Origin of the sequence: Acerihabitans sp., from assembly GCF_036398755.1 — a bacterium.
GTDB lineage: Bacteria > Pseudomonadota > Gammaproteobacteria > Enterobacterales > Enterobacteriaceae > Acerihabitans.
In genome coordinates, this window is sequence record NZ_DASWOM010000106.1 from 47,680 (window position 1) to 67,466 (window position 19,787).

17 protein-coding genes are annotated in these 19,787 nt (G+C 56.2%); 5 read left to right on the forward strand and 12 right to left on the reverse strand.

Annotated elements, in window-relative coordinates:
* Nucleotides 1-53: 53 nt before the first annotated feature.
* Nucleotides 54-725, reverse strand: a complete 672-nt coding sequence (locus tag VGC33_RS17460) for a TetR/AcrR family transcriptional regulator (RefSeq protein WP_331122039.1) — start codon at nt 723-725, stop codon at nt 54-56.
* A 504-nt stretch (nt 726-1,229) separates the two neighbouring features.
* Here VGC33_RS17460 and VGC33_RS17465 point away from each other — a divergent pair.
* Nucleotides 1,230-1,805 carry an Ail/Lom family outer membrane beta-barrel protein gene (locus VGC33_RS17465; RefSeq protein ID WP_331122040.1) on the forward strand — a complete coding sequence of 192 codons (576 nt, stop codon included), beginning with the start codon at nt 1,230-1,232 and terminating at the stop codon, nt 1,803-1,805.
* 163 nt (nt 1,806-1,968) lie between these two features.
* On the opposite strand, the gene gntU is transcribed toward VGC33_RS17465, so the two are convergent.
* The gene (gene gntU, locus VGC33_RS17470; RefSeq protein ID WP_331122041.1) at nt 1,969-3,306 is read right to left on the reverse strand and encodes a gluconate transporter; all 1,338 of its coding nucleotides are present in this window, start codon (nt 3,304-3,306) and stop codon (nt 1,969-1,971) included.
* A gap of 631 nt (nt 3,307-3,937) precedes the next feature.
* On the opposite strand from gntU, the gene VGC33_RS17475 reads away from it, so the two are divergent.
* Nucleotides 3,938-5,077 (forward strand): glycosyltransferase family 9 protein, encoded by a 1,140-nt coding sequence (locus tag VGC33_RS17475; protein WP_331122042.1) that lies wholly within the window; start codon nt 3,938-3,940, stop codon nt 5,075-5,077.
* Nucleotides 5,067-5,420: a DUF1493 family protein gene (locus VGC33_RS17480; RefSeq protein WP_331122043.1), complete on the forward strand. Its 354-nt coding sequence runs from the start codon at nt 5,067-5,069 to the stop codon at nt 5,418-5,420. Before VGC33_RS17475 ends, VGC33_RS17480 begins: the two co-directional genes overlap by 11 nt.
* Here VGC33_RS17480 and VGC33_RS17485 read toward each other — a convergent pair whose 3' ends face one another.
* The 8 genes from VGC33_RS17485 to dalD all read right to left on the reverse strand — a co-directional run bounded on the left by VGC33_RS17485 (nt 5,421) and on the right by dalD (nt 14,814).
* The gene (locus VGC33_RS17485; RefSeq protein WP_331122044.1) at nt 5,421-6,434 is read right to left on the reverse strand and encodes a glycosyltransferase family 9 protein; all 1,014 of its coding nucleotides are present in this window, start codon (nt 6,432-6,434) and stop codon (nt 5,421-5,423) included.
* A gap of 190 nt (nt 6,435-6,624) precedes the next feature.
* The gene (locus VGC33_RS17490) at nt 6,625-6,927 is read right to left on the reverse strand and encodes a chaperone modulator CbpM (RefSeq protein ID WP_331122045.1); all 303 of its coding nucleotides are present in this window, start codon (nt 6,925-6,927) and stop codon (nt 6,625-6,627) included.
* Nucleotides 6,928-6,933: 6 nt separating this feature from the next.
* Nucleotides 6,934-7,863, reverse strand: coding sequence for a curved DNA-binding protein (gene cbpA / locus VGC33_RS17495; protein WP_331122046.1), 930 nt, complete (start codon nt 7,861-7,863; stop codon nt 6,934-6,936).
* Nucleotides 7,864-8,295: 432 nt separating this feature from the next.
* Nucleotides 8,296-9,234 (reverse strand): ABC transporter permease, encoded by a 939-nt coding sequence (locus VGC33_RS17500; RefSeq protein WP_331122093.1) that lies wholly within the window; start codon nt 9,232-9,234, stop codon nt 8,296-8,298.
* A 55-nt stretch (nt 9,235-9,289) separates the two neighbouring features.
* The gene (locus VGC33_RS17505; protein WP_331122047.1) at nt 9,290-10,789 is read right to left on the reverse strand and encodes a sugar ABC transporter ATP-binding protein; all 1,500 of its coding nucleotides are present in this window, start codon (nt 10,787-10,789) and stop codon (nt 9,290-9,292) included.
* A 46-nt stretch (nt 10,790-10,835) separates the two neighbouring features.
* Nucleotides 10,836-11,795 carry a substrate-binding domain-containing protein gene (locus tag VGC33_RS17510; RefSeq protein ID WP_331122048.1) on the reverse strand — a complete coding sequence of 320 codons (960 nt, stop codon included), beginning with the start codon at nt 11,793-11,795 and terminating at the stop codon, nt 10,836-10,838.
* A gap of 117 nt (nt 11,796-11,912) precedes the next feature.
* Entirely contained in the window at nt 11,913-13,382 is a 1,470-nt protein-coding gene (xylB, locus tag VGC33_RS17515) for a xylulokinase (protein ID WP_331122049.1), read from the reverse strand.
* Between the two features lie 31 nt (nt 13,383-13,413).
* Nucleotides 13,414-14,814 carry a D-arabinitol 4-dehydrogenase gene (gene dalD, locus VGC33_RS17520; protein WP_331122050.1) on the reverse strand — a complete coding sequence of 467 codons (1,401 nt, stop codon included), beginning with the start codon at nt 14,812-14,814 and terminating at the stop codon, nt 13,414-13,416.
* A 186-nt stretch (nt 14,815-15,000) separates the two neighbouring features.
* On the opposite strand from dalD, the gene VGC33_RS17525 reads away from it, so the two are divergent.
* Nucleotides 15,001-15,957, forward strand: a complete 957-nt coding sequence (locus VGC33_RS17525) for a sugar-binding transcriptional regulator (RefSeq protein ID WP_331122051.1) — start codon at nt 15,001-15,003, stop codon at nt 15,955-15,957.
* Between the two features lies 1 nt (nt 15,958).
* Here VGC33_RS17525 and VGC33_RS17530 read toward each other — a convergent pair whose 3' ends face one another.
* Nucleotides 15,959-17,335 (reverse strand): hypothetical protein, encoded by a 1,377-nt coding sequence (locus VGC33_RS17530; RefSeq protein WP_331122052.1) that lies wholly within the window; start codon nt 17,333-17,335, stop codon nt 15,959-15,961.
* A 224-nt stretch (nt 17,336-17,559) separates the two neighbouring features.
* Here VGC33_RS17530 and VGC33_RS17535 point away from each other — a divergent pair, with 224 nt between their 5' ends.
* Nucleotides 17,560-18,324: an IclR family transcriptional regulator gene (locus tag VGC33_RS17535; protein WP_331122053.1), complete on the forward strand. Its 765-nt coding sequence runs from the start codon at nt 17,560-17,562 to the stop codon at nt 18,322-18,324.
* 53 nt (nt 18,325-18,377) lie between these two features.
* Here VGC33_RS17535 and VGC33_RS17540 read toward each other — a convergent pair whose 3' ends face one another.
* Nucleotides 18,378-19,724, reverse strand: a complete 1,347-nt coding sequence (locus tag VGC33_RS17540; RefSeq protein WP_331122054.1) for a GntP family permease — start codon at nt 19,722-19,724, stop codon at nt 18,378-18,380.
* Between the last annotated feature and the right edge of the window lie 63 nt (nt 19,725-19,787).

The window sequence follows — 19,787 nt, forward strand, 5'->3', positions numbered from 1 at the left end:
GGCGGACCCTGGTTTACCAAAGTCAGGCGGCGCGCGAAGCCATGGCTAAAAAATCAGGCTTCGACGGGGGCAAGCAACCTGAAGTCCGCGCCGATGCGGGTTAACTCCGGCCAGACCGCCATCAAGGAGGACACAATACTGTCCAGATCCTCCCGGGTCGCGCCGTCGCGGGCCTGAACCGACATGCCTTGCAGCGTGCAGGCCAGATATTTCGCCAGGGCGGCGATATGGGTGCCGGCCGGTAGCTCTTCCCTGGCCTGGCGGGCCAGCAGGAATTCCCGCAGGGTATTCTCCTGCAGGTGATGGCGCGTGCGCAGCAGTTCGGCGACATCCTCCGACGATGCGGACAGCGCCGCCGAGGTGCAGATGATAAAGCAGCCCGAAGGCAGGCTTTTATCGGTGAAGGTGGCCGCCGCGGCGCGGAAAAAATCTTCTACCGCTTCGGTGATTGAACTGCCGGGACGGGTGAGCAAGGCCTTGCCCTTCTCGGCGAATTTGCTGACGTAGCGTTCGACCGCCGCGCGAAACAGCCCTTCTTTATTACCGAACTCGGCATACAGCGTAGGGGCCTTGGCGCCGGTGGCTTCCACCAGGTCGGCCATTGAGGTGGCTTCATAGCCATGCCGCCAGAACATTTCCAGCGCCTTGTCCAAAGCGATGTCGCGGTCAAACTGCTTAGGGCGCCCACGACCCTTCTTCAGACATGCTGCTTGTTCGATGCTCATGACACCCTCGCTGGCCAGAACTGCGTGATTGAATAATTAACGTCCATTATAAAAAATCCTTGGTCCGCTGTCGAGGCCGATTTCACATTTTGTCAAGGCCTTCGCGTGGGGTCTTTGACCGCCCGGATTAGCTCGCGGCCATCGCAGAACTGCTAAAACAGACCGCACCATTGCAGCCATGGAGGTGGGGGAAAAAAATTATTACAACAACATCCTTATTGCATTTGTAATAATTAATCTAATAATAAGAATTATGGGCCGTTTTAAGTACAAACTACTGTAATAAATGAAGCACATCTTATTTAAATGGCCGGGAAAACATTACCGCATAAATAAGAAGTTCAAAGTTTTTCAGTGATTCTTGCCAATATTAGCCAAATTATTCCGTTTTGTGACATTTCGTTTAAGTTTCTGGATTTCAATTACGCTAACATCCTGCCGACAGAAAATACTCTTGAACAAATTTTTCTACTTCTGATATATATTTCAATAAAGGATAAACTCATGAAAAAGCTTTGCATCGCGCTGGCAGCCTGCGCAACCCTGGGAACCAGTTTTATCGCCTGCGCCAATGAACATTCGGTGTCATTGGGATACGCGCAAAGCAAGTTTCAGGCGTTCACACTTAAAGGTCTCAATTTTAAATATCGTAATGAATGGGACAGTTCATTGAGCGTTATTACTTCATTGACAGCGTTGGGGCATACGTCCCCTTCCGAATTGGCATATGAAGAAAAAACGACAACAATGTCAGCTGTCAATGCAAAATTTACATATATTTCACTGGCTGTCGGTCCCGCGTACCGGATTAACAATTTTGTCAGCATCTATAGTTTAATCGGCTATAATAGAAGTAGTGTTCGTTTTGAAGGCCAATCATTAAATATTCCGACTGAAAAAATTAAAAATTTTAAAAACGATGAACATAGCCATTCCATGATGTACGGTGCCGGCATACAGATTAACCCACTGGATAATATAACGGTAGATTTGGGTTATGAAGGTACGAAAGTCAAATCCACAAAAGACAAAAAAGATGCTGTTAACGGCTTCAATATCGGCGTAGGCGTCCGTTTCTAAGCGGTATAGTTAATCCCTGTAAAAAAATGACCTGGCAATGATCATTATTGGCTGTTCAACCCGTAACATCAGTTATTAGCTGCCTTCAATAAAACCAAACCTCCGCTACGCCTTGTCCATCGCCGGTATTATAGCCGGCGGTGGGCTTTAGCGCGGGTAATGATTACAATACGGCGAAGACAATCATCCCCACCACCGCGCCGGTAGTCCCGAGGATGGTTTCCATAACGGTCCAGGTCTTCAAGGTTTGCAGTTCGGTGGCGCCGGTCAGCTTGCCGAACAGCCAGAAGCCGGCATCGTTGACGTGGCTGCAGACGATGGAGCCGCCGCCGATGCACACCGACAGCGCGGCCATCTGCGCGCCGCCAAATCCCAGCGGCGCCACCACCGGCATGATAAGCCCGACGGTGGTGAGGCAGGCGACGGTGGCGGAACCCTGGATAATGCGGATGGCGGCGGCCAGGACAAAGCAGGCCACGGCAATCGGCAAACCGGTGCTTATCAGGGCATTGCCCAGCGCCGGACCGACGCCTGAATCCACCAGCACCTGTTTGAATACCCCACCGGCGCCGGTTACCAGCAGGATGATGCCCGCCGGCTGCAACGCCGCCGAGCAAATATTCATCACCTTGTCCTTGCTCATGCCCTGGCGATAGGCCAGGCCGTAGATGGCCACCAGGCAGGCGAGCAGAATGGCGATAAAGGGGTGGCCGACCAGTTCCATCCAGCGATACAGGGTCCCGCCCTGCGTAACAAAGCGTACGCCGATGGTTTTAAGCCCGACCAGGATCAGCGGAAACAACACCAGCGAGACGCTAAAACCAAACGAAGGCAGCTCGCCGCTTTTCAGCTCCGGCCCGGCGACATCCGCCGGCACCGGAATAAACACATACCGGCTGATCACGCTGCCGAATACCGGGCCGGCCAGGAGCATGCCCGGGATTGCCGCCATCAGGCCGATGGCTATCATCCAGCCAAAATCCGCGTGCATCTGCGAGGCGAGCAGCATCGGGGTCGGACCAGGCAACAAAAATGCCGCCGCCGCCGCGACGCCGGCAAATAAAGGCACCAGCAGCTTGACCAGATTCCCGTCGGTACGGCGCGCGACCGCAAACACCACGCCAATGAGCAGCATGACCGCCACTTCAAAAAACAGCGGCAACGCGCAAATCAGCCCCACGATGCCCATGGCGAGAAAGGCGCGGCTCTCGCCGAAACATTTAACCATTTTACCGGCGATTTGATCCAGCGCGCCGGTTTCATGCAGCACCTTGCCGAACATCGATCCCAAAGCGACGACGATGGCCAGGAAACCCAGCGTGCCGCCCATGCCGGCCTGCATGGTATCGGCAATTTTCTGAAGCGGCATGCCGGAAAAAATACCGGTGCCGACGGAGACCAGCAGCAGCGCGACAAAAGCATGCATGCGCGCTTTCATCACCAGGAACAACAGGATAAGCACCGACCCGATGGCGGTGATAATCAATGTCAATGTACTCATAATGCGTTATCCGCCATATTGGCCATAGTGCCGCCGGTCCCGGGGGCATATCCTTTTTGTTCGATCACCCGACTACTCCCAATCAATAAATGTTACCGGTAACAATAGTCCTGCCTGACAATTAAAAAGGCAAGAAATTAGAACCGGGTCACACTAAAAGTGTGATGCACCTCCAAAAAATGGGGCTATCTCACATTTTTTTTGTAACCATTGTTACCATATCGCTGGTAATCGTTATGCTGGTGGGCAAAACCCACGATGGATTGAAGAAACCACTAATGATGGATTCATTAAAGTTACTGATGGATTAGATTCAGTATTATTTCATTTGGCGCTGAAAGTCGGTTAATTTATGACTGGGCCGCTTTTAAAAATAAAATATAATTGAACTTACTCCTATAAAATCTCTCCAAGGTCATTAGCGTCGGCAGGCCAGGTTGAGGGTTCATTCAATTAACATATAAAATTAATTAATTTAACTTAGCCAGGGGAAAAGCCTATCCTGTGCGTCTATTTTGGGCGTTTTCCATGAATGTTTACGCATTTAACGCTATCCTGCCAATAAGACCGGGTATTTTTTGCAGGTGATATGTTATTATGCTTTCAGTCAACTGATTAATAAAAAAATGAAATGAAAAAAAATAAAATCAATATTATCAATAAGATAATTAAATGGTATGCTTTTTTAAGCGGTTATAAAAAAGGCGCCGCCGGTGAGGGCGGCAATAATGAAATTAGTTGTGTTGTCATCTATTCCACCACCGCATTGGGCGATCTGATCCTTAATACCCCTGCGATCAATGCGCTGCGAAAAAAATTCCCCGATGCCCGGCTGGTGCTGGTTTCCAGCCCAAAGAATAAAGGCCTGGTACAAGACAGCCCCCTGTTTGATGAAGTTTTGTACTGGAACAATAAGTTCAATAATATTTTATATTTTATTTATAAATTACGGCGCCTACGGCCGCAGCTGGCGGTTATTCTCCATTCCTATTTCCCTTACGATATCTTAAGCGTCGTCCTGGCTGGGTGTCCTAATATCTACCGCGACCATTACGGAGCCGAGAGTCCGGCGCTGAACCATTGGCTCACCGCCTACTCGCAAAAGTTCGAGGGCCATACCGTGCAGCGCAAGCTTAACCTGCTGCACACCCTGGGGTGCGATACCACGGCGGCGCGGATGACGATTCCAGTACCGGTTCCGCGCGGGGCAAAACCCATGGATAAGGTGCGCATTGGCTTTCAGTTAGGCGCCTCGCGGGATTTCAGGCGCTGGCCGCCGGAATGCTTCGCCGCCTTGGCCAACAAGCTTATGGAGCAGGATCCCCGGCTGGAAGTGATGCTGATCGGCGGCCAGAACGAACTCTCGCTGGCCAATGACTTTATGGCGCTGATACCGGCGGGTTACCGGCAACGGATCGTGTCGCTGGTGGGTAAAACCGGCCTGCTGGAGCTGGCCTCGGCGATTACCACCTTTGATACGCTGGTGACCGGCGACACCGGGCCGCTGCATCTGGCGATTGCGCAGCAGGTGCGGACCGTGAGCCTGTTCGTCACCGCCAATCCGCTCTACACCGGCCCTAACCAGGACCCACACCTGCATCAGGTGATTTATAAACCGCGGCAAACCCTGTCGCCGGAACTGGCCGGCAGCGCCTTCCCGATGGCGGCCATTACCGTTGATGAAGTCTTTGCCGCCGTGCGCCGGAGTTACCGGCAAGGCCAGGACGACATACCGGATCGGGCAGTGGACGGGTATCATTATGGAACCTGATATGCGCCAGCAGGTGTTCGATTTTATCAGGCCGTTTCGCGAGCCCAATATATGGGGCCGTAGCAAGACCTTGTGCCCGGCCTTTTCGCTGCGCAAGGATTTGAGCTTATCAGCGGACGAATTCGATCACCTGATGAACGACTTCTTTTTGCTGTTTCAGGTCGACGCCAGTCACTACGACCATTTAGCCTATTTCCCGGAAGACAGCTATTCGATGCCCGTCAGGATCATGCGCCAGCTGGGCCTGCGCGTCGGCGCAACACCTCCGTCCAGTCCGCGGCCGTTGACCATCGGAATGCTTATCGCCGCGGCCTGCGCCGGCAGATGGCCGAGACAGGATTAGCTAACGCTCATGTGAGTCGAGTTCACGTAAGGCCTGGTACACCCGCCGGGGTGAAATAGACGCCACATTGTTATCCTCGCCTTGCAACACCGTATGGGGCACCTGCCAGGGCGCCCAGCATACCGGATCGCTGTCGCCGAATAACGCGACAATGCCTTTACCCAGGCCTGCCGCGATATGCATCGCCCCCCCGTCGCTGGTCACCACGCTATCGCAGAGCTGCATGGCCGCCGTCAGCTCATCAAGCGAAGCGGTGGCTATCGGCACTAAAACGGGTAAACGGCAGGCGGCCACAATACGCGCGGCCAGCTCGTCGTCACCGGGATGGGTGGGATTATCCGCGGCACCCGGCGACCAGAGCAGGATAATCCTGCCCGGCCCGGCGGCGGCGATCAAACCCGCCAGCGCAATAAAACTGGCCTCGGGCCAACGCTGCAAAATTCTGCGGGCGCTGATTTGCAGTCCGATAACCGGCTCCCCGGGTACGATGCCATAACGGCCCGCCAGCGCGGCGACCGCGTGCGGATCGGCGCTAAGCACCAGCGGGCCGGCGGGCGAGCGCAGTCCCAGCGGGGAGAGCATACGATGAAAACGTTGTACCAGATGTTCCCGGCTCCCCTCGGGCGGGGTGACCAAATCGGTAATCGCCGGATGGGAACGCTCGCCCAGGGCAAGTATCCTGGCGGCTCCCGACAATGTGCCCCACTTTAATACCCGCCGATCCCAGCGGCTTTTGGCGATCACGGCAATATCGTAGCGCGTGCGGCGGATTTGCCACATGATTTTCAACCGGCGCAGCAGAATGCCAAGACGGGATTCACCCGCGCCGCGATGATGGATTTTCTGGTAGATATAGACGGTGCCGATGTCGGGGTTGCGCGCCAGCACGCCGGCGTTGTAGCTGTTCGCCAGCACATCGACCCGATAGCCGCCTTCCTGGTACAACGCGCTGATAAGCGGGGTGGTCAACAATGTATCGCCAATATTATCCCGACATACCACCAAGGCTCTCATGGAGCGGCTCCGCTGTAGATTGACGGTCGGGACGCTCCCTACCGGGCCACAAAGGATGGTTTATGACCGTCTGTATGACACCGGCGCGTTAGACACGTTCAACTATTAGGAGATAAATGATTAGGTAGTAATAAATATTGGCCCTGGAGCAGGGCCGAAAGGGAGGGGTAACCTTGGGATAGCCGGAAAATCACTTGATCAGGAAGCGGTCCAGGCGCTGATGCAAACGGCGGTTCTCGGTTCTTAAACGCGAGATTTCATCAAGCAGGTTCATCGCCAGCGCGATGCCCGCCCAGTCCAGCGCCAAATCCTGGCGCAGGCGCTGCGCCCGCCTGAGCGCCCGCAACGCCTCAAGCTCAAAGCGCCAGTCGTCGGTTGCGTCATCCTGGGGGGCGATAATGCCCAACGCAACCACTTCCAACAGTTCATCCCGGGAAATACAGGCTGTCTGGCAGATTTCCGTGATTTCCAGGGTAACCCTGACATCGGTCATGGCCTTTTACTCCCATTCCGCACGAGGATTAAACGCACATTGCGCGGCGAGCTGCGTCCACAGGTCGCGGGCGCGATCGTCGGTCTGCGGCGGCATCACCACTTTAATCAAAGCATATAAATCACCGGTACCCTGCTTATTCACCAGCCCCTTGCCCTTGACGCGCAGGTGCTGGCCGGTCTGGCTGTTGGCCGGCACGGTGAGGGTGATCCTGCCGGTAAGCGTCGGCAGCGTGACTTTGGCGCCAAGCGCGGCCTCCCAGGGGGCCAGGGGCAAGGTAACCAGCAGGTTGTTGCCGTCTATGTCGAACAGCGGATGCGGGGCGATGCGGATAATGAGATACAGATCGCCGTTTTCGCCGCCGTTGCCGCCCGCGGGACCCTGGCCTTTGATACGGATGCGATCGCCGTCGCTGACGCCGGCCGGGATTTTAACCTTGAGCGTTTTGCTGACCGGCGCGGCCCGTTCGCCGGGCGACGACAGTTGATAACTGATGGTGCGCTGGTGTTCCTCAAGGGTTTCCTCCAGGAATATCGCCACCTCGATTTCAGCATCCTGGCCGCGTCTTGGCGCGCGGGCGCGCTGTCCGCCACGGGCCTGGCCGCCGAATACCGACTCAAAAAAATCGGAATAATCACGCGGCTCAAAATCGGTTTGCGTCTGGCCGCCGGCGCGTTGGCCGGGTTGCCAGCCGGGAGGCGCCTCGAAACGCCCGCCCTGGCCATATTTGCGCAGCTCATCGTACTCGGCGCGGCGTGCGGTGTCCTTGAGCACCTCATAGGCCTCGGCGACGTCTTTGAATTTGGCTTCGGCATTGGCTTCGGTGCTGACATCGGGGTGATATTTACGCGCCAGCCGGCGATACGCGGTTTTGATCGTTTTAATATCGGCCGTGGGTTCGACACCCAGGGCGGCATAATAATCTTTAAAATCCATACAGCCCTACCGCCATATTTTTTGTGGTGAATCGCGGGTTGAAATCATCCGCTGACGGAAATATCTGCAATTAGGCTAACTTTAGCACTTCGGCCGGTGCATTAAAAGTCCGTGCGGCCGCACGGGATCCGCCGGAAAACGGTGGTGCGTCGCCAGGCAAGATTATCCATTAAGTAGGGTTAAATCAGCGGATCATTGTGATATATGCATCACGAAAACCCGTTAAACAGCAGAAGTCTCTTTATGTATAGCTGGCAGGGTCTCACGCCGGGTGCCGCCGGGCTTCGCGGCCCACACCGCGCCGGCCTTTTTGTCCGATACCGCCTTTAGCTATAGGACAACTGGCGCGCAATGCCGAGCGTGCTGCGCATACTGTGCGACACCTCGGAAAAAAGCCGCGCCATATCGGCCGGTCGCGTCAGGCACGCCGGGTTATGCCCGCGCCCGGGATTTAAAGCTTTCCAGCATGACGGCGATGATAATGATCGCGCCTTTGACCACCTGCTGATTATAGCCGGAGATATTCATCAAATTCATCAGGTTGGAGATGATGCTTAAGATCAGCACGCCGATAATGGTATTGACCACCGTGCCGCGCCCCCCCGCCAGGCTGGCGCCGCCCACCACCACCGCCGCGATCACGTCCAGCTCGAAGCCGATGGACATCACCGGCGAGCCCACGCCGGTACGGGTGGAGGCCAGCACGCCCGCCAGGCCGCAGGCCAGTCCGCTTAAGGCATAAACGGCAAACTTATACCAGTCGACGCGCACGCCGGCGAACCGGGTGGCGGTTTCGTTGGAGCCGATGGAAATCACCAGCCGGCCGAACACCGTATACTGATAGACAAAATGGGCAAGGATGGCAAAAGCGATAAACACATAGACCGGTAGCGGCAGTCCCAATAAATAGCCGGTGCCGAAATTGACATACGAGACATCGTCGATAAAAATCGGCTGCCCCTTGGCGGCAATCAGCGCCAGGCCGCGCGCGATGGTCATCATGGCCAGGGTGGCGATAAACGGGGCGATATTAAAGAAGGTCACCAGGCAGCCCGCGGCGGCCCCCACCAGCGTGGCGATGCCCGCGCCGGCAACGATGGCCGGCAGCACGCCGATTTCCGGGATAAGCAGCGCCACGGCCACCGAAACCAGCGCCATGATCGAGCCTACCGACAAATCAATGCCGCCGGTGAGGATAACAAACAGCATGCCGATGGCCGCCAGGCCCAGCGGTACGCTTTGCCTGAGCACATTGGTGATGTTTTCCGGGCTGTAAAAGCGATCGGATAAAAAATTAGCCACAATCAACATCACGAAAAACACCAGTAATGTAGAGTTATTGGCAAAAAATTTCAGCACTTTGGCACGCATGGCAAAGCCCGTCGTTTTAGTGGGATTGTTTACCGTTTCCATAATTTTTCCTCATCTACACTAAAGCACGTTTAGGTATGGCGAATCTCATGATGTTTTCTTCGGTAATCTGGGCGCCCTGCAGCTCTTTGGTTATCGTGCCCTCGCTCATCACATACACCCGATGGGAAAGGGAAATAACCTCGATCATTTCCGAAGAGATAACGATAATGGCGTAGCCTTTTTCGGCCAGTTCATGGATGACGTTGTAAATTTCCACTTTGGCGCCGACGTCGACGCCGCGCGTGGGTTCATCCAGGATCAGCAGATCGCATTCGGTGGCCAGCCACTTGGCGATCACCACCTTTTGCTGATTGCCGCCGCTCAGGCTGGAGATGGGGTCCTCGACGGAACCCAGCTTAATCGCCAGCCGTTGTCGCGACTGTTCGCTAAACGCCCGTTCGCTGCGATAATTGATAATGCCAAACCTATAACAAACGCGTTTCAGACTGGATAACGTCATATTCTCCCGAATCGGACGGGATAAAATAGCGCCCTGCTCCTTGCGGCTTTCCGGCACCAGGCCGATACCCTGGCGCATGGCGTCGGCCGGGTGGCGGATGGTGATTTCCTTGCCGTTTTTCACAATCCGTCCCCGGGTCATGCGGTCCAGACCGAACAGGCAGCGGGAAATTTCCGTGCGCCCGGATCCGACCAGCCCCGCCAGCCCAACGATTTCCCCTTTCCTGGCGGTCAGGCTGATATCCTTTAACAGCGATTTGGTGGACATGCCGTAGACCTCCAGCACCGTTTCGTCCTGGGGAATGTTTTTGGTCGGATACAGGTTTTCAAATTTGCGCCCCACCATGCTGGAAATGATGTCGTCTTCCGTGCAGGTCTTGGGGTCCAGATCGGTCACCGTCTCGCCATCCTTGATGACCGTAATGGCGTCGGCGATGGCAAATATTTCATCCAGGCGATGGGAGATATACAAAATTGTCACGCCCTGGCCTTTCAGTAATTTCAGCTGGCTGAATAAAATATCGATTTCCCGGTTCGACAAGACCGCCGAGGGTTCATCAAGAATCAATATCTTGACGTCCCGGGCCAATGATTTGGCAATTTCCACCATCTGCTGGTAGGCCACGCTCAGCGTGCCCAAACGCGCGGTGGGCGGTATATGGAAACCCAGGTTGGATAAAACCCGGCCGGCTTTCTGGTTCATCTTTTTCCAGTTAATCAGCCGGCCGCCGAATCCCAGGTCGCCGAGGAAAATATTTTCCGCCACGGTCAGATCCGGCGCCAGCGCCAGCTCCTGGTAAATAATGCCGATATTGTTTTCCCTACTCTGTTTTGGCGTGGTGAAATGGACCTCTTTACCATTGATATAGATGGTGCCGCTATCCTTGATATAAATGCCTGAGAGGATTTTCATCAGCGTCGATTTACCCGCGCCGTTTTCACCGACGATGGCGTGGATGCTTCCTTTCTTCACCTTCAGATCAATACTCTTTAGCGCATGGACTCCGCCAAAGCTTTTTTTAACCTTTTCGATAACGACCGCATACTGGTCCATGAACATACCTCATATCAGCCCCCCTTGTGACAAGGGGGGGGAGACGTTAGAAAAGCGATTTGGCATCGTAGACTTGTTTCACGTTATCTTTGGTAATGAGCACGGTGGGGGTGTAGACATAATCCGGGAAGTCTTTGTTGCCGGCCTGGTATTTGGCGATAACATCCAGCACGGTATTGGTCAGCGTATTGGGGTTATTGGCCGCCGTCGCCTGCAGGTCGCCGCGTTCAATGGCTTCCAGGCCTTTTTTGTAGCCGTCGTGGGCAAATACTTTCACGTCCTGGAGTTTATTGGCGCCTTTAAGCGACAATATTGCGCCCAGTGCCATATCGTCCATTTCGCTGTAGACGCAGTTGATCTTATTGCCCTGGGCGACAATGATGTCTTCCATGGCTTTCAGGCCGCCCTGCTGATCCCAGTTGCCCCAGCCCTGGCTGACGATGGTCAGGTTGGTCTGGTTATATTTGCGCAACTGAGCTTCCATCACGCCGCGAATAAAATTGGTGCGCCGCGCTTCGCCCACCAGATTGCCCTGGTTGCCGCTGATAATGACGCAGTTCATCGGCTTGTTGCCGAACTGATCGACCGCGAATTCGCCGATGGCGATATTATTCTTGGCATTATTGGCCTGCACGCGGGTAATGACCGGCGCATCCAGTGAAATATCGCTGTCGAGGATCACGGTGGGAATGCCGGCGCGTTTGGCGATTTGCGTAATACGCATGCCGGCTTCGGGGTCCTGCGGATTGAGCACCAGATAATTAATGCCTTGCGAGATCATATCTTCGACATCGGAAATCTGTTTATTCAAATCTCCGCGCGCATCGGTGGTAATTAAATCATAGCCCCGTTCCTTGGCATGGATTTTCATATACTCGGTCAGGCCGTTGAAAAAGGCACCATTGAGGGTTCGGTTGGCAAAACCGACTTTGATTTTATCTTCGGCATGGGCCGATATCGCCACCGAGGCCACGGCCAGCAAAAGACCCGCTAATACTTTTTTCATCGATATCCTTCCTTCTGTTTGTTTACGTTAGGGTAGAGGTAACGTCTTTATTATTCTGTTCAGCATGGGTAAATGGGTCGGCCCGCCGGATTGGACACCGCGTCCGGCGGGCCGGACTCATAGCGCCAGTTTCCTGGCGTCCACCTGTTGGCGATAGAACAGCCGGTAAAGCGCCAGGCGCTGTTGCAATTGCCCGGCGCGGTCGGTCCCGGCGGTAAAACGGGTATGGATAGCCGGCTTGCGGCAAACCTCCGCTTCGTTGCCGCCAGCCGCCAGCCAGCCCAGCCGGGCCGCGCCCAGCGCGCCGCCGGCCGCGCCGTCCCGATGGGTCACCACCGGAATCGCCACCACGTCGGCTATCAGCTGCGCCCACCATGGGCTGCGCGCGCCGCCGCCTATCAGCGAAAATTGTTCGATATGGCTACCGGCCTGTTTCATCACCGCCAGGCCGTCGTCAAGACCAAAGGCTACGCCTTCAAGAACCGCGTAGCCGAGCGATGCGCGCTCGGTGGAATGCGTCAAGCCATGGAACGACCCGCTGGCGACCGGATCGTTATGCGGCGTGCGCTCACCGGAGAGATAAGGCAGGAAAATCGGCGCCCGCCGCTGTTCCTCGAGGCTCAGCGCGGCCACCTCCGCCAGCAGGGTGGGCTCGTCGGTGTGCAGGATCTGGCACAACCATCTCAGTGCGCTGGCGGCGGTGAGCATGACGCTCATCTGGTGCCAGCGGCCCGGCAGGGCATGGCAAAACGCATGCACCGCCGACTGCGGGTTGGGCCGGAAGCTTTCGTTAACGGCGAAGATCACCCCGGAGGTGCCGAGGGAAATAAACGCATCGCCGGTATTCACCGCGCCGATGCCCACGGCGCTGGCCGCATTGTCGCCGCCGCCGCCGGCGATGATAACCGTCGGCGCCAGGCCCCATTCACGGGCGACTTCCGCCTTCAGGGTGGCGGACGGCGCGGAGCCTTCCACCAGCGCCGGCATATGATCCCGCGTCAGGCCGCAGGCGCCGAGCAAGGAATCCGACCAGTCGCGTTTCGCCACATCCAGCCACAGCGTGCCCGCCGCATCGGACATGTCCGAGACTTTTTCGCCGCTCATCATCAGGCGCAGATAATCCTTGGGTAGCAGCACGGTCTTGACGCGGGCGAAGATCTCCGGCTCATGCTTCGCCACCCACAGCAGCTTAGGCGCGGTAAAACCCGGCATCGCCAGGTTGCCGGCTATCTGGTGCAGCTCCGGCGCCAGCCGGGTAAGCAGCGCGCACTCATCAGCGCTGCGGGTGTCGTTCCACAAAATGGCCGGACGCAGCACGTTATCCTGGGCGTCGAGCAATACCGCGCCATGCATCTGGCCGGACAGGCCGATGGCGCGGATCCCCGCCCACAGTTCGGCGTGGCGCGCGCGCAGGCGGCCGACGGCGCGATGGGTCGCAGCCCACCATTGCGCGGGATCCTGCTCCGACCACTGCGGATGCGGACGTTGCACCGTCAGCGGCTCGCCTTCACTGGCGACCAGAGTCCCCGCGTCATCGATAATGACGACTTTGATTTCCGAGGTGCCTAAATCAAGACCGAGATACATATTCGCTCCCCTTCGTTATTGGCTGATGCGGTTACTGTGCGGCGACTTTCGGGGCCTTGGCCACTATCCAGGCGTCAAGCCGGGTAATGGTTTCGCGCAGTAATTTTTCAAAATCCTGGTCGGCGGCCAGCGGCCCGAACAGTTTGGCGTCGCGGGCAAACAGCGCGATGGGATCCGCCGCGCTGAACATGGCATGGGTGGCCGTCGCGTCCAGGATGCCGTCCTGGTAATCGTAAGGCAGTTCGCCGTCATGCCAGCGGCGCATAAAGATGAAAAACAGCGCCGGCAGCACCGCGGTGGCTTTGGGCGGCTGGCCCCGGCGATAACACTCGATAAGGGTCGGGGTGATCATGCCCGGGATCTTGGAGAAGCCGTCGGCGGCGACCCGTTGATTGGTGTCGCGAATATAGGGATTGCTAAAGCGGTCCAGCACCACATCGCGGTATTGCGCCAGATCCAGAGGGCTTGGCGTCAGCGAGGGGATCACGTCCTGGGTGACATAGTCATAGGCCATGCGGCGAATATCCTCGGTGCCGGTGCTTTCATGGATATAGGACTGGCCGATAAGCGTGCCCGCCCAGGCGATGCAGCTGTGGCTGGCGTTGAGGATGCGTATTTTCGCTTCTTCGTACGGCACCACGGAATCCACCATCTCGACGCCGACATGTTCAAGCGCCGGACGTCCGGCGATAAAATGGTCTTCCACCACCCATTGGATAAAGGACTCGCCCATGACCGGCGCGCGGTCGTCCATGCCCAGCTTTTCCTTGACCCGCCCGGCAATATCGGCGGCCGGACGCGGCGTGATGCGATCAACCATGGTGTTCGGCGTGGTAGTATTGGCCTGGAACCAGGCCAGCAGATCCTGCTCGCCGCGCAGGGTCAGGAATTCGGTCAGGCCGTCACGGAAACGTTCGCCGTTGTGGCGCACATTGTCGCAGCTGAGCAGGGTGACGCCGCCGGTATCCTGGCTGCGGCGGGTTTGCAGGATACGCGCGATGGTGCCATAGATAGTGCGTGCGCCGCCCTTCAGGTCGGCCTGCAGGTCCGCGTTGGACTGATCGAGTTTAAAATGCGTATCCAGGTAATAACCGCCTTCGGTTACGGTAAAGGAAATAACCCGGGTCTCAGCACCCGCGCCCTGCCCGACCAACGCCGCCAACTGCTCGTCCCAGGGGATGATTTTGCGGATGGAGGTGATTTTTTCATAGCTGCGCTCCCCGGCCGGCGTCACGGTTTCCAGTGCATATTCCCCTTTCTGTGCCGCCAGGATGTCCAGCAGTTGATTGGCGTCGTCGCGGATATTACCGAGCGCAATCGACCAGCGTTGGTCGCCCTGCACCAGCAGGCGGTGCAGATACCATGCTTGATGCGCGCGATGGAAAGAGCCGGCGCCGATGTGCATCCAGGTAAAGTGTTGTGAAGTGGTCATAATGTATAGTACCTCGCGAAAGGGAGATGAGCATAAGCTCACAAAATGAGTAATTGCCTAGATAGAGAGCTTAATCGAATAATAGCCCATCAAATGAGCTTTAGCTCACAGTTCGCAAATGAGAGATTTACGCCCTCGACTAATGATGGGTATAGTTTCACCACTGCCAAAAGCTGAGTATGATCAATGAGTAAAATCGACAGAAAACTGGATCAGGCCGCCAGGGCCGCCTGGATGTACTACGTGGCGGGTAAAACACAGCATGAGATTGCCGATGTGCTGGGGGTGTCGCGCCAGGCGGCCCAGCGTCTGGTGGCGCTGGCGTCGGAAAACGGCCTGGTCAGGGTGAATATCACCCATCCGGTGGCCGAATGCACGGCGCTTTCCCAACGGCTGGCCCGGTGCTTTGGTCTGTCGGTATGCCTGGTGGTGCCCTCGGCAGGCATGGATACCGACAGTATCAACAGCATGATCGCGGTGGCCGGCGCGGAGGTAATGACGCAGTTTCTCGAAGAGCCGCAGCCCAGGACCATCGCGGTCGGCTCCGGCCGGGCGCTGCGCGCCACCATCAACGAAATGGCGGCCATCGATCGCCCGCAGCACAGCTGCGTGTCGCTTATCGGCGCCATCGCCTCCGACGGCTCCTGTACCCGCTATGATGTGCCGCTGTGGATGGCGGAAAAAACCCAAGGTAAATACTTTATCCTGCCGGCGCCGCTGTTCGCCGATAACCTGACGGATAAAGAGCTGTGGTGCAATCACCGCATCTACCGCATGGTGACCGATAAGGCGGCGCAGGCGGATGTGACCTTTATCGGCATCGGCCAGATGAACTACCTTTGCCCGTTGCATAAAGACGGGTTTATTACCACCGAGGAGGTCAATCGGCTCACGCAGGCGGGCGTGGTGGCTGAAATCATCGGGCATTTTATCGGCGAAAACGGCCAGCCGGTGGCAAGCGAAATGGACGCTCGCCTGACCAGCGTCGCCATTCAGACGCGTCCCGACAAACCGGTCATCGCCTTTGCCGGCGGCCGGGAGAAATTCCAGGCCATCCAGGCGGTGCTCAGCGGCGGCTGGATTAACGGCCTGGTAACGGATGAAGATACCGCCGTGAAGCTGCTGGCCGGCGCCGGGGCTTGATTCACCCCGGGTGAGGAATGCGCAGTTCAAAATAATTACATACCGCGCTCACCATCTTGCCAAAGGAAACGGTGCGCCAGGCGGTGTGCATGGCGTTTATGGTACCGCCGGGCCGCATATCCCGGACATTACCCGCCGCGCGCAGCAGTTTGCCGAAGGATAGGGTTCTGCGGGCGGTATCGGCCGCCTGGCCTATACGGGTTATTTCCCCCCGGGTGTAAATATCGGCCACCTGCGTCACGCCGCCTAGGGCGCCTCCTGATAGCGCCGCCAGCCATTGCGCGGGACCGGCCGCGGGTTCTTCTGATCCCCAGGGTAATAAAAAACTGGATGTAGCGTTTTTGATGTACCGATTTTCCATGCGGCGAATCATGCCCATCCCCAGGGGGGTTAAGATAAAATCATCGATCAAGCGGCCATATGACGCCCCGGTATGGCTGCCGGAAGCGGCGGCATAAGCTATTTTGCCCAGTTCGCGTTCCGCCATGCCAATACAGCGTGCCAGCCAGCCGGCCACGGCCGCGCCCGCGCCCGCACCCCATTGTTTTGCCCGGTTGGCCGCTCCCCGCGTCATCGTATCTATTTCGCCAATGGCTTTTCCGACTGCAGGGAGTATTGACCCGGCCCGCTCGAGATTACCGGTTACGGCACAGGAAAAACTGACAATGCCGCCAATGTCCGCGGCGACGGATCTCCCTTCGGGGCTGGCATTAGTATTATACGCCGCTAACCAAGCCGCCGAACCGCCGGCCATGGTTTGAACGTCGATGGATTTATCTTTCACCACGTACAGCGCAACCTTGGCAAAAGCACGGGATACACCATTGGCCGTTAATCCCACCAGCGCGCCGACGCCAAAACCCACCGCGACGACGATAAGCAAAGGTCCAGCCGCCATACCCACCAAGGTCGCCACGGCGGAGAATAGCGCGGCAACGGTCAAGGCCACGCCCACCACTCTGGTGGCCTTATGCATATTTTTAGCCGTAAATAACGACTTAACGAATGTCTTAATGCGCTGGCTTGCCGTGGTTTCGACGTTAGCGGCGATGGCCTTTACCGCGGTAGCCTTGCGCGCAGCGCCGGCGGCTACCGTCTTGGAAGAATCCGCCGCGGCGCGCGCTACCGCAATAACCGGCTTCTTATGCTGAACCGGCCCAGGAAGGGATCCAGACACCCGAGCGCCACTTGATGCTAACGGGCTGCCCGATGGCCGGTTGCTTACGCTGGTGATAGGTGGCGGCACGCCCGGCTTTTCATACGCGCCTGCGCTGCGATCGTCTAACCGCAGCGCGCCCGACATTCTGTTCACGCCTGAGTTGAAAACATTATTATCCTCGGGACGGTAAAAATAGGTGTTAGTGATGTTTGTCGTCATAATGGGTTCCCCCCCTGGTTTACCGTCCCAAGGTAGCGGCCGTCCGCCAAAAAAACTTTCAAATTTAGATGATTTTGAAATTATTTTATGAAAGCCATGTTCGCGATCGCACTGGACAATAAACGGGCGCGCCGCGCGGCGCAGGGGGTTAAATTGATTTTCATGGCCGGACGTAGTACCGTCAAGCCCATAATATCTATACTCCTTTTTCCAAGTGGTCAGCCATGCCAATTATTCAATCCGTTGAACGTGCCCTGCATATTCTGGACCTGTTCGATGAACACGATACCGAGCTGAAAATCACCGAAATCAGCAATAAAATGGGCCTGCATAAAAGTACCCTACACTCTTTGCTTAAAACCCTGCAGGTCCAGGGCTATATCGATCAAAATCATGAAAACGGCAAATACCGTCTGGGCATGAAGTTGGTCGAACGGGGAAACCTGGTGGTTAATTCCATTGATATCCGGCAAAAAGCGCGAAGTTTTTTACTTGAGCTGTCGATTAAAACCGGCCAAACCACGCATTTGGGCATTCTTGACGGCAAAGAAGGGGTGTATATCGATAAAGTCGAGGGCAAAATGGCGGTCATTTCTTATTCCCGCATCGGACGCAGGCTGCCGGTGCATGCCACTGCCATCGGCAAGGTGCTGATATCCTTCCTTAATCCGGCGGATATCCAGGCGCTGCTGGAGAATTACGATTATACCCGGCCCACGCCGCACTCCATTAGCGATGAGGATCGGTTTCTAGCGGAGCTGGCCTTGGTACGCAGCCGGGGATATGCCCTCGACAATCAGGAAAATGAACAGGGCGTAAGATGTATTTCCGTGCCGATTTGGAATGTGGAGCGCAAGGTGGTCGCCGCCATCAGTATCTCGACATTGATATCCCGCGTCAGCGATGACGAATTGGAAGAATATATCCAGTTGTTAAAACAGGCCGGGCAGGAATTATCACAGCAATTAGGCTATATGGCCGGGAGCTGACGGCGACAGGCGTTTGCGCGCTCCCGGCATAGATACTGATGAGCTGCCGGCGGCTACACTACCAGGCTTAATAATAAGATAAAACCCAGCCCGGACACCGAGACCAAAGTCGACAGCACCGTCCAGGTGGCAAAGGTCTCTTTCATGGTCAGGCCGAAATATTCCTTAATCATCCAAAAACCGGCATCGTTGACATGCGAAGCAATGGCGCTGCCGGCGCCGGTGGCCAGCGTCACCAGCGCCAGGTTGGCATCGCTGTGCGCCAGGGTGGGTATGACCAGCCCCGCCGTCGAGATGGCGGCCACGGTGGAGGAACCCAGCGAAATACGCAGGATAGCGGCGACCACCCAGGCCAGGATAATCGGCGAGGCGGCGGTGCCCGAGAATAAATCGGCCACATAATGCCCCACGCCGCCGTCGATAAGCACCTGCTTGAATGCCCCGCCGCCACCGATAATCAGCAGCATCATGCCGATGCTGGTTACCGCCGAGGCACAGGAGGCCATAAGGTTTTTGATGGAGATATCGCGTGCCAGTCCCATGGTGTAGATGGCGAACAACAGGGAAAGCAGCATGGCGACGGACGCATTGCCCAACAGGCGGATGACGGCAAGGGCGGAATTGTCGGCAAGCCCCGTTTCCTGCTGGATCATGGTGACGATGGTCGCAACCGACATCAGTATCACCGGCAACATGGCGGTCAGCATACTGATGGCAAAACCGGGAGTGTCTTCCAGCCTGAATAGCTTGGATTCGCCCAATGAATCGATATTGCCGATTTTGTTAAACCCCGCCGGCACGATCTTTTTAGCCAGTTTATTATATAGCGGGCCGGCCAGGATCACCGTCGGCGTGCCGACGATAATGCCATACAGCAACACGGAACCAATATCGGCGCCATATTCCCCGGCAATCATGGTCGGCCCCGGATGCGGCGGCAGAAAGCCGTGGGTCACCAGCAGCGCCGAGGCCATGGGGATACCCAGATGCAGAATCGATACCTTCAACTCTTTGGCGATGGTGAAAATGATCGGTATCAGCAATACCAGGCCCACTTCAAAAAACAGCGCGATGCCGACGATAAAAGACGCCACCACCACTGCCCATTCGATATTCTTTTCACCAAACTTCCCGATCAGGGTAATGGCAATCCGCTGGGCGCCGCCGGCATCGGCAATCAGGCGTCCCAGCATGGCACCGATACCGAATATCAGCGCGATATGGCCAAGCGTGCCGCCCAGGCCGCCTTCGATGGATTTAACCACGTTGTTCAGCGGTATGCCTAATGCCAACGCCACGCCGAATGAAACAATAATCAGCGACACAAAAGTATTAAGCTTACACTTCATGATTAACAATAAGAGGGTTACTATTCCCAAAGAAACAATAATTAAAGGCATTCTTTCACTCCGGTTTTATTGTGTTATCGATTAAAAAAAAGACACACGTATTCGCCAGCCTTA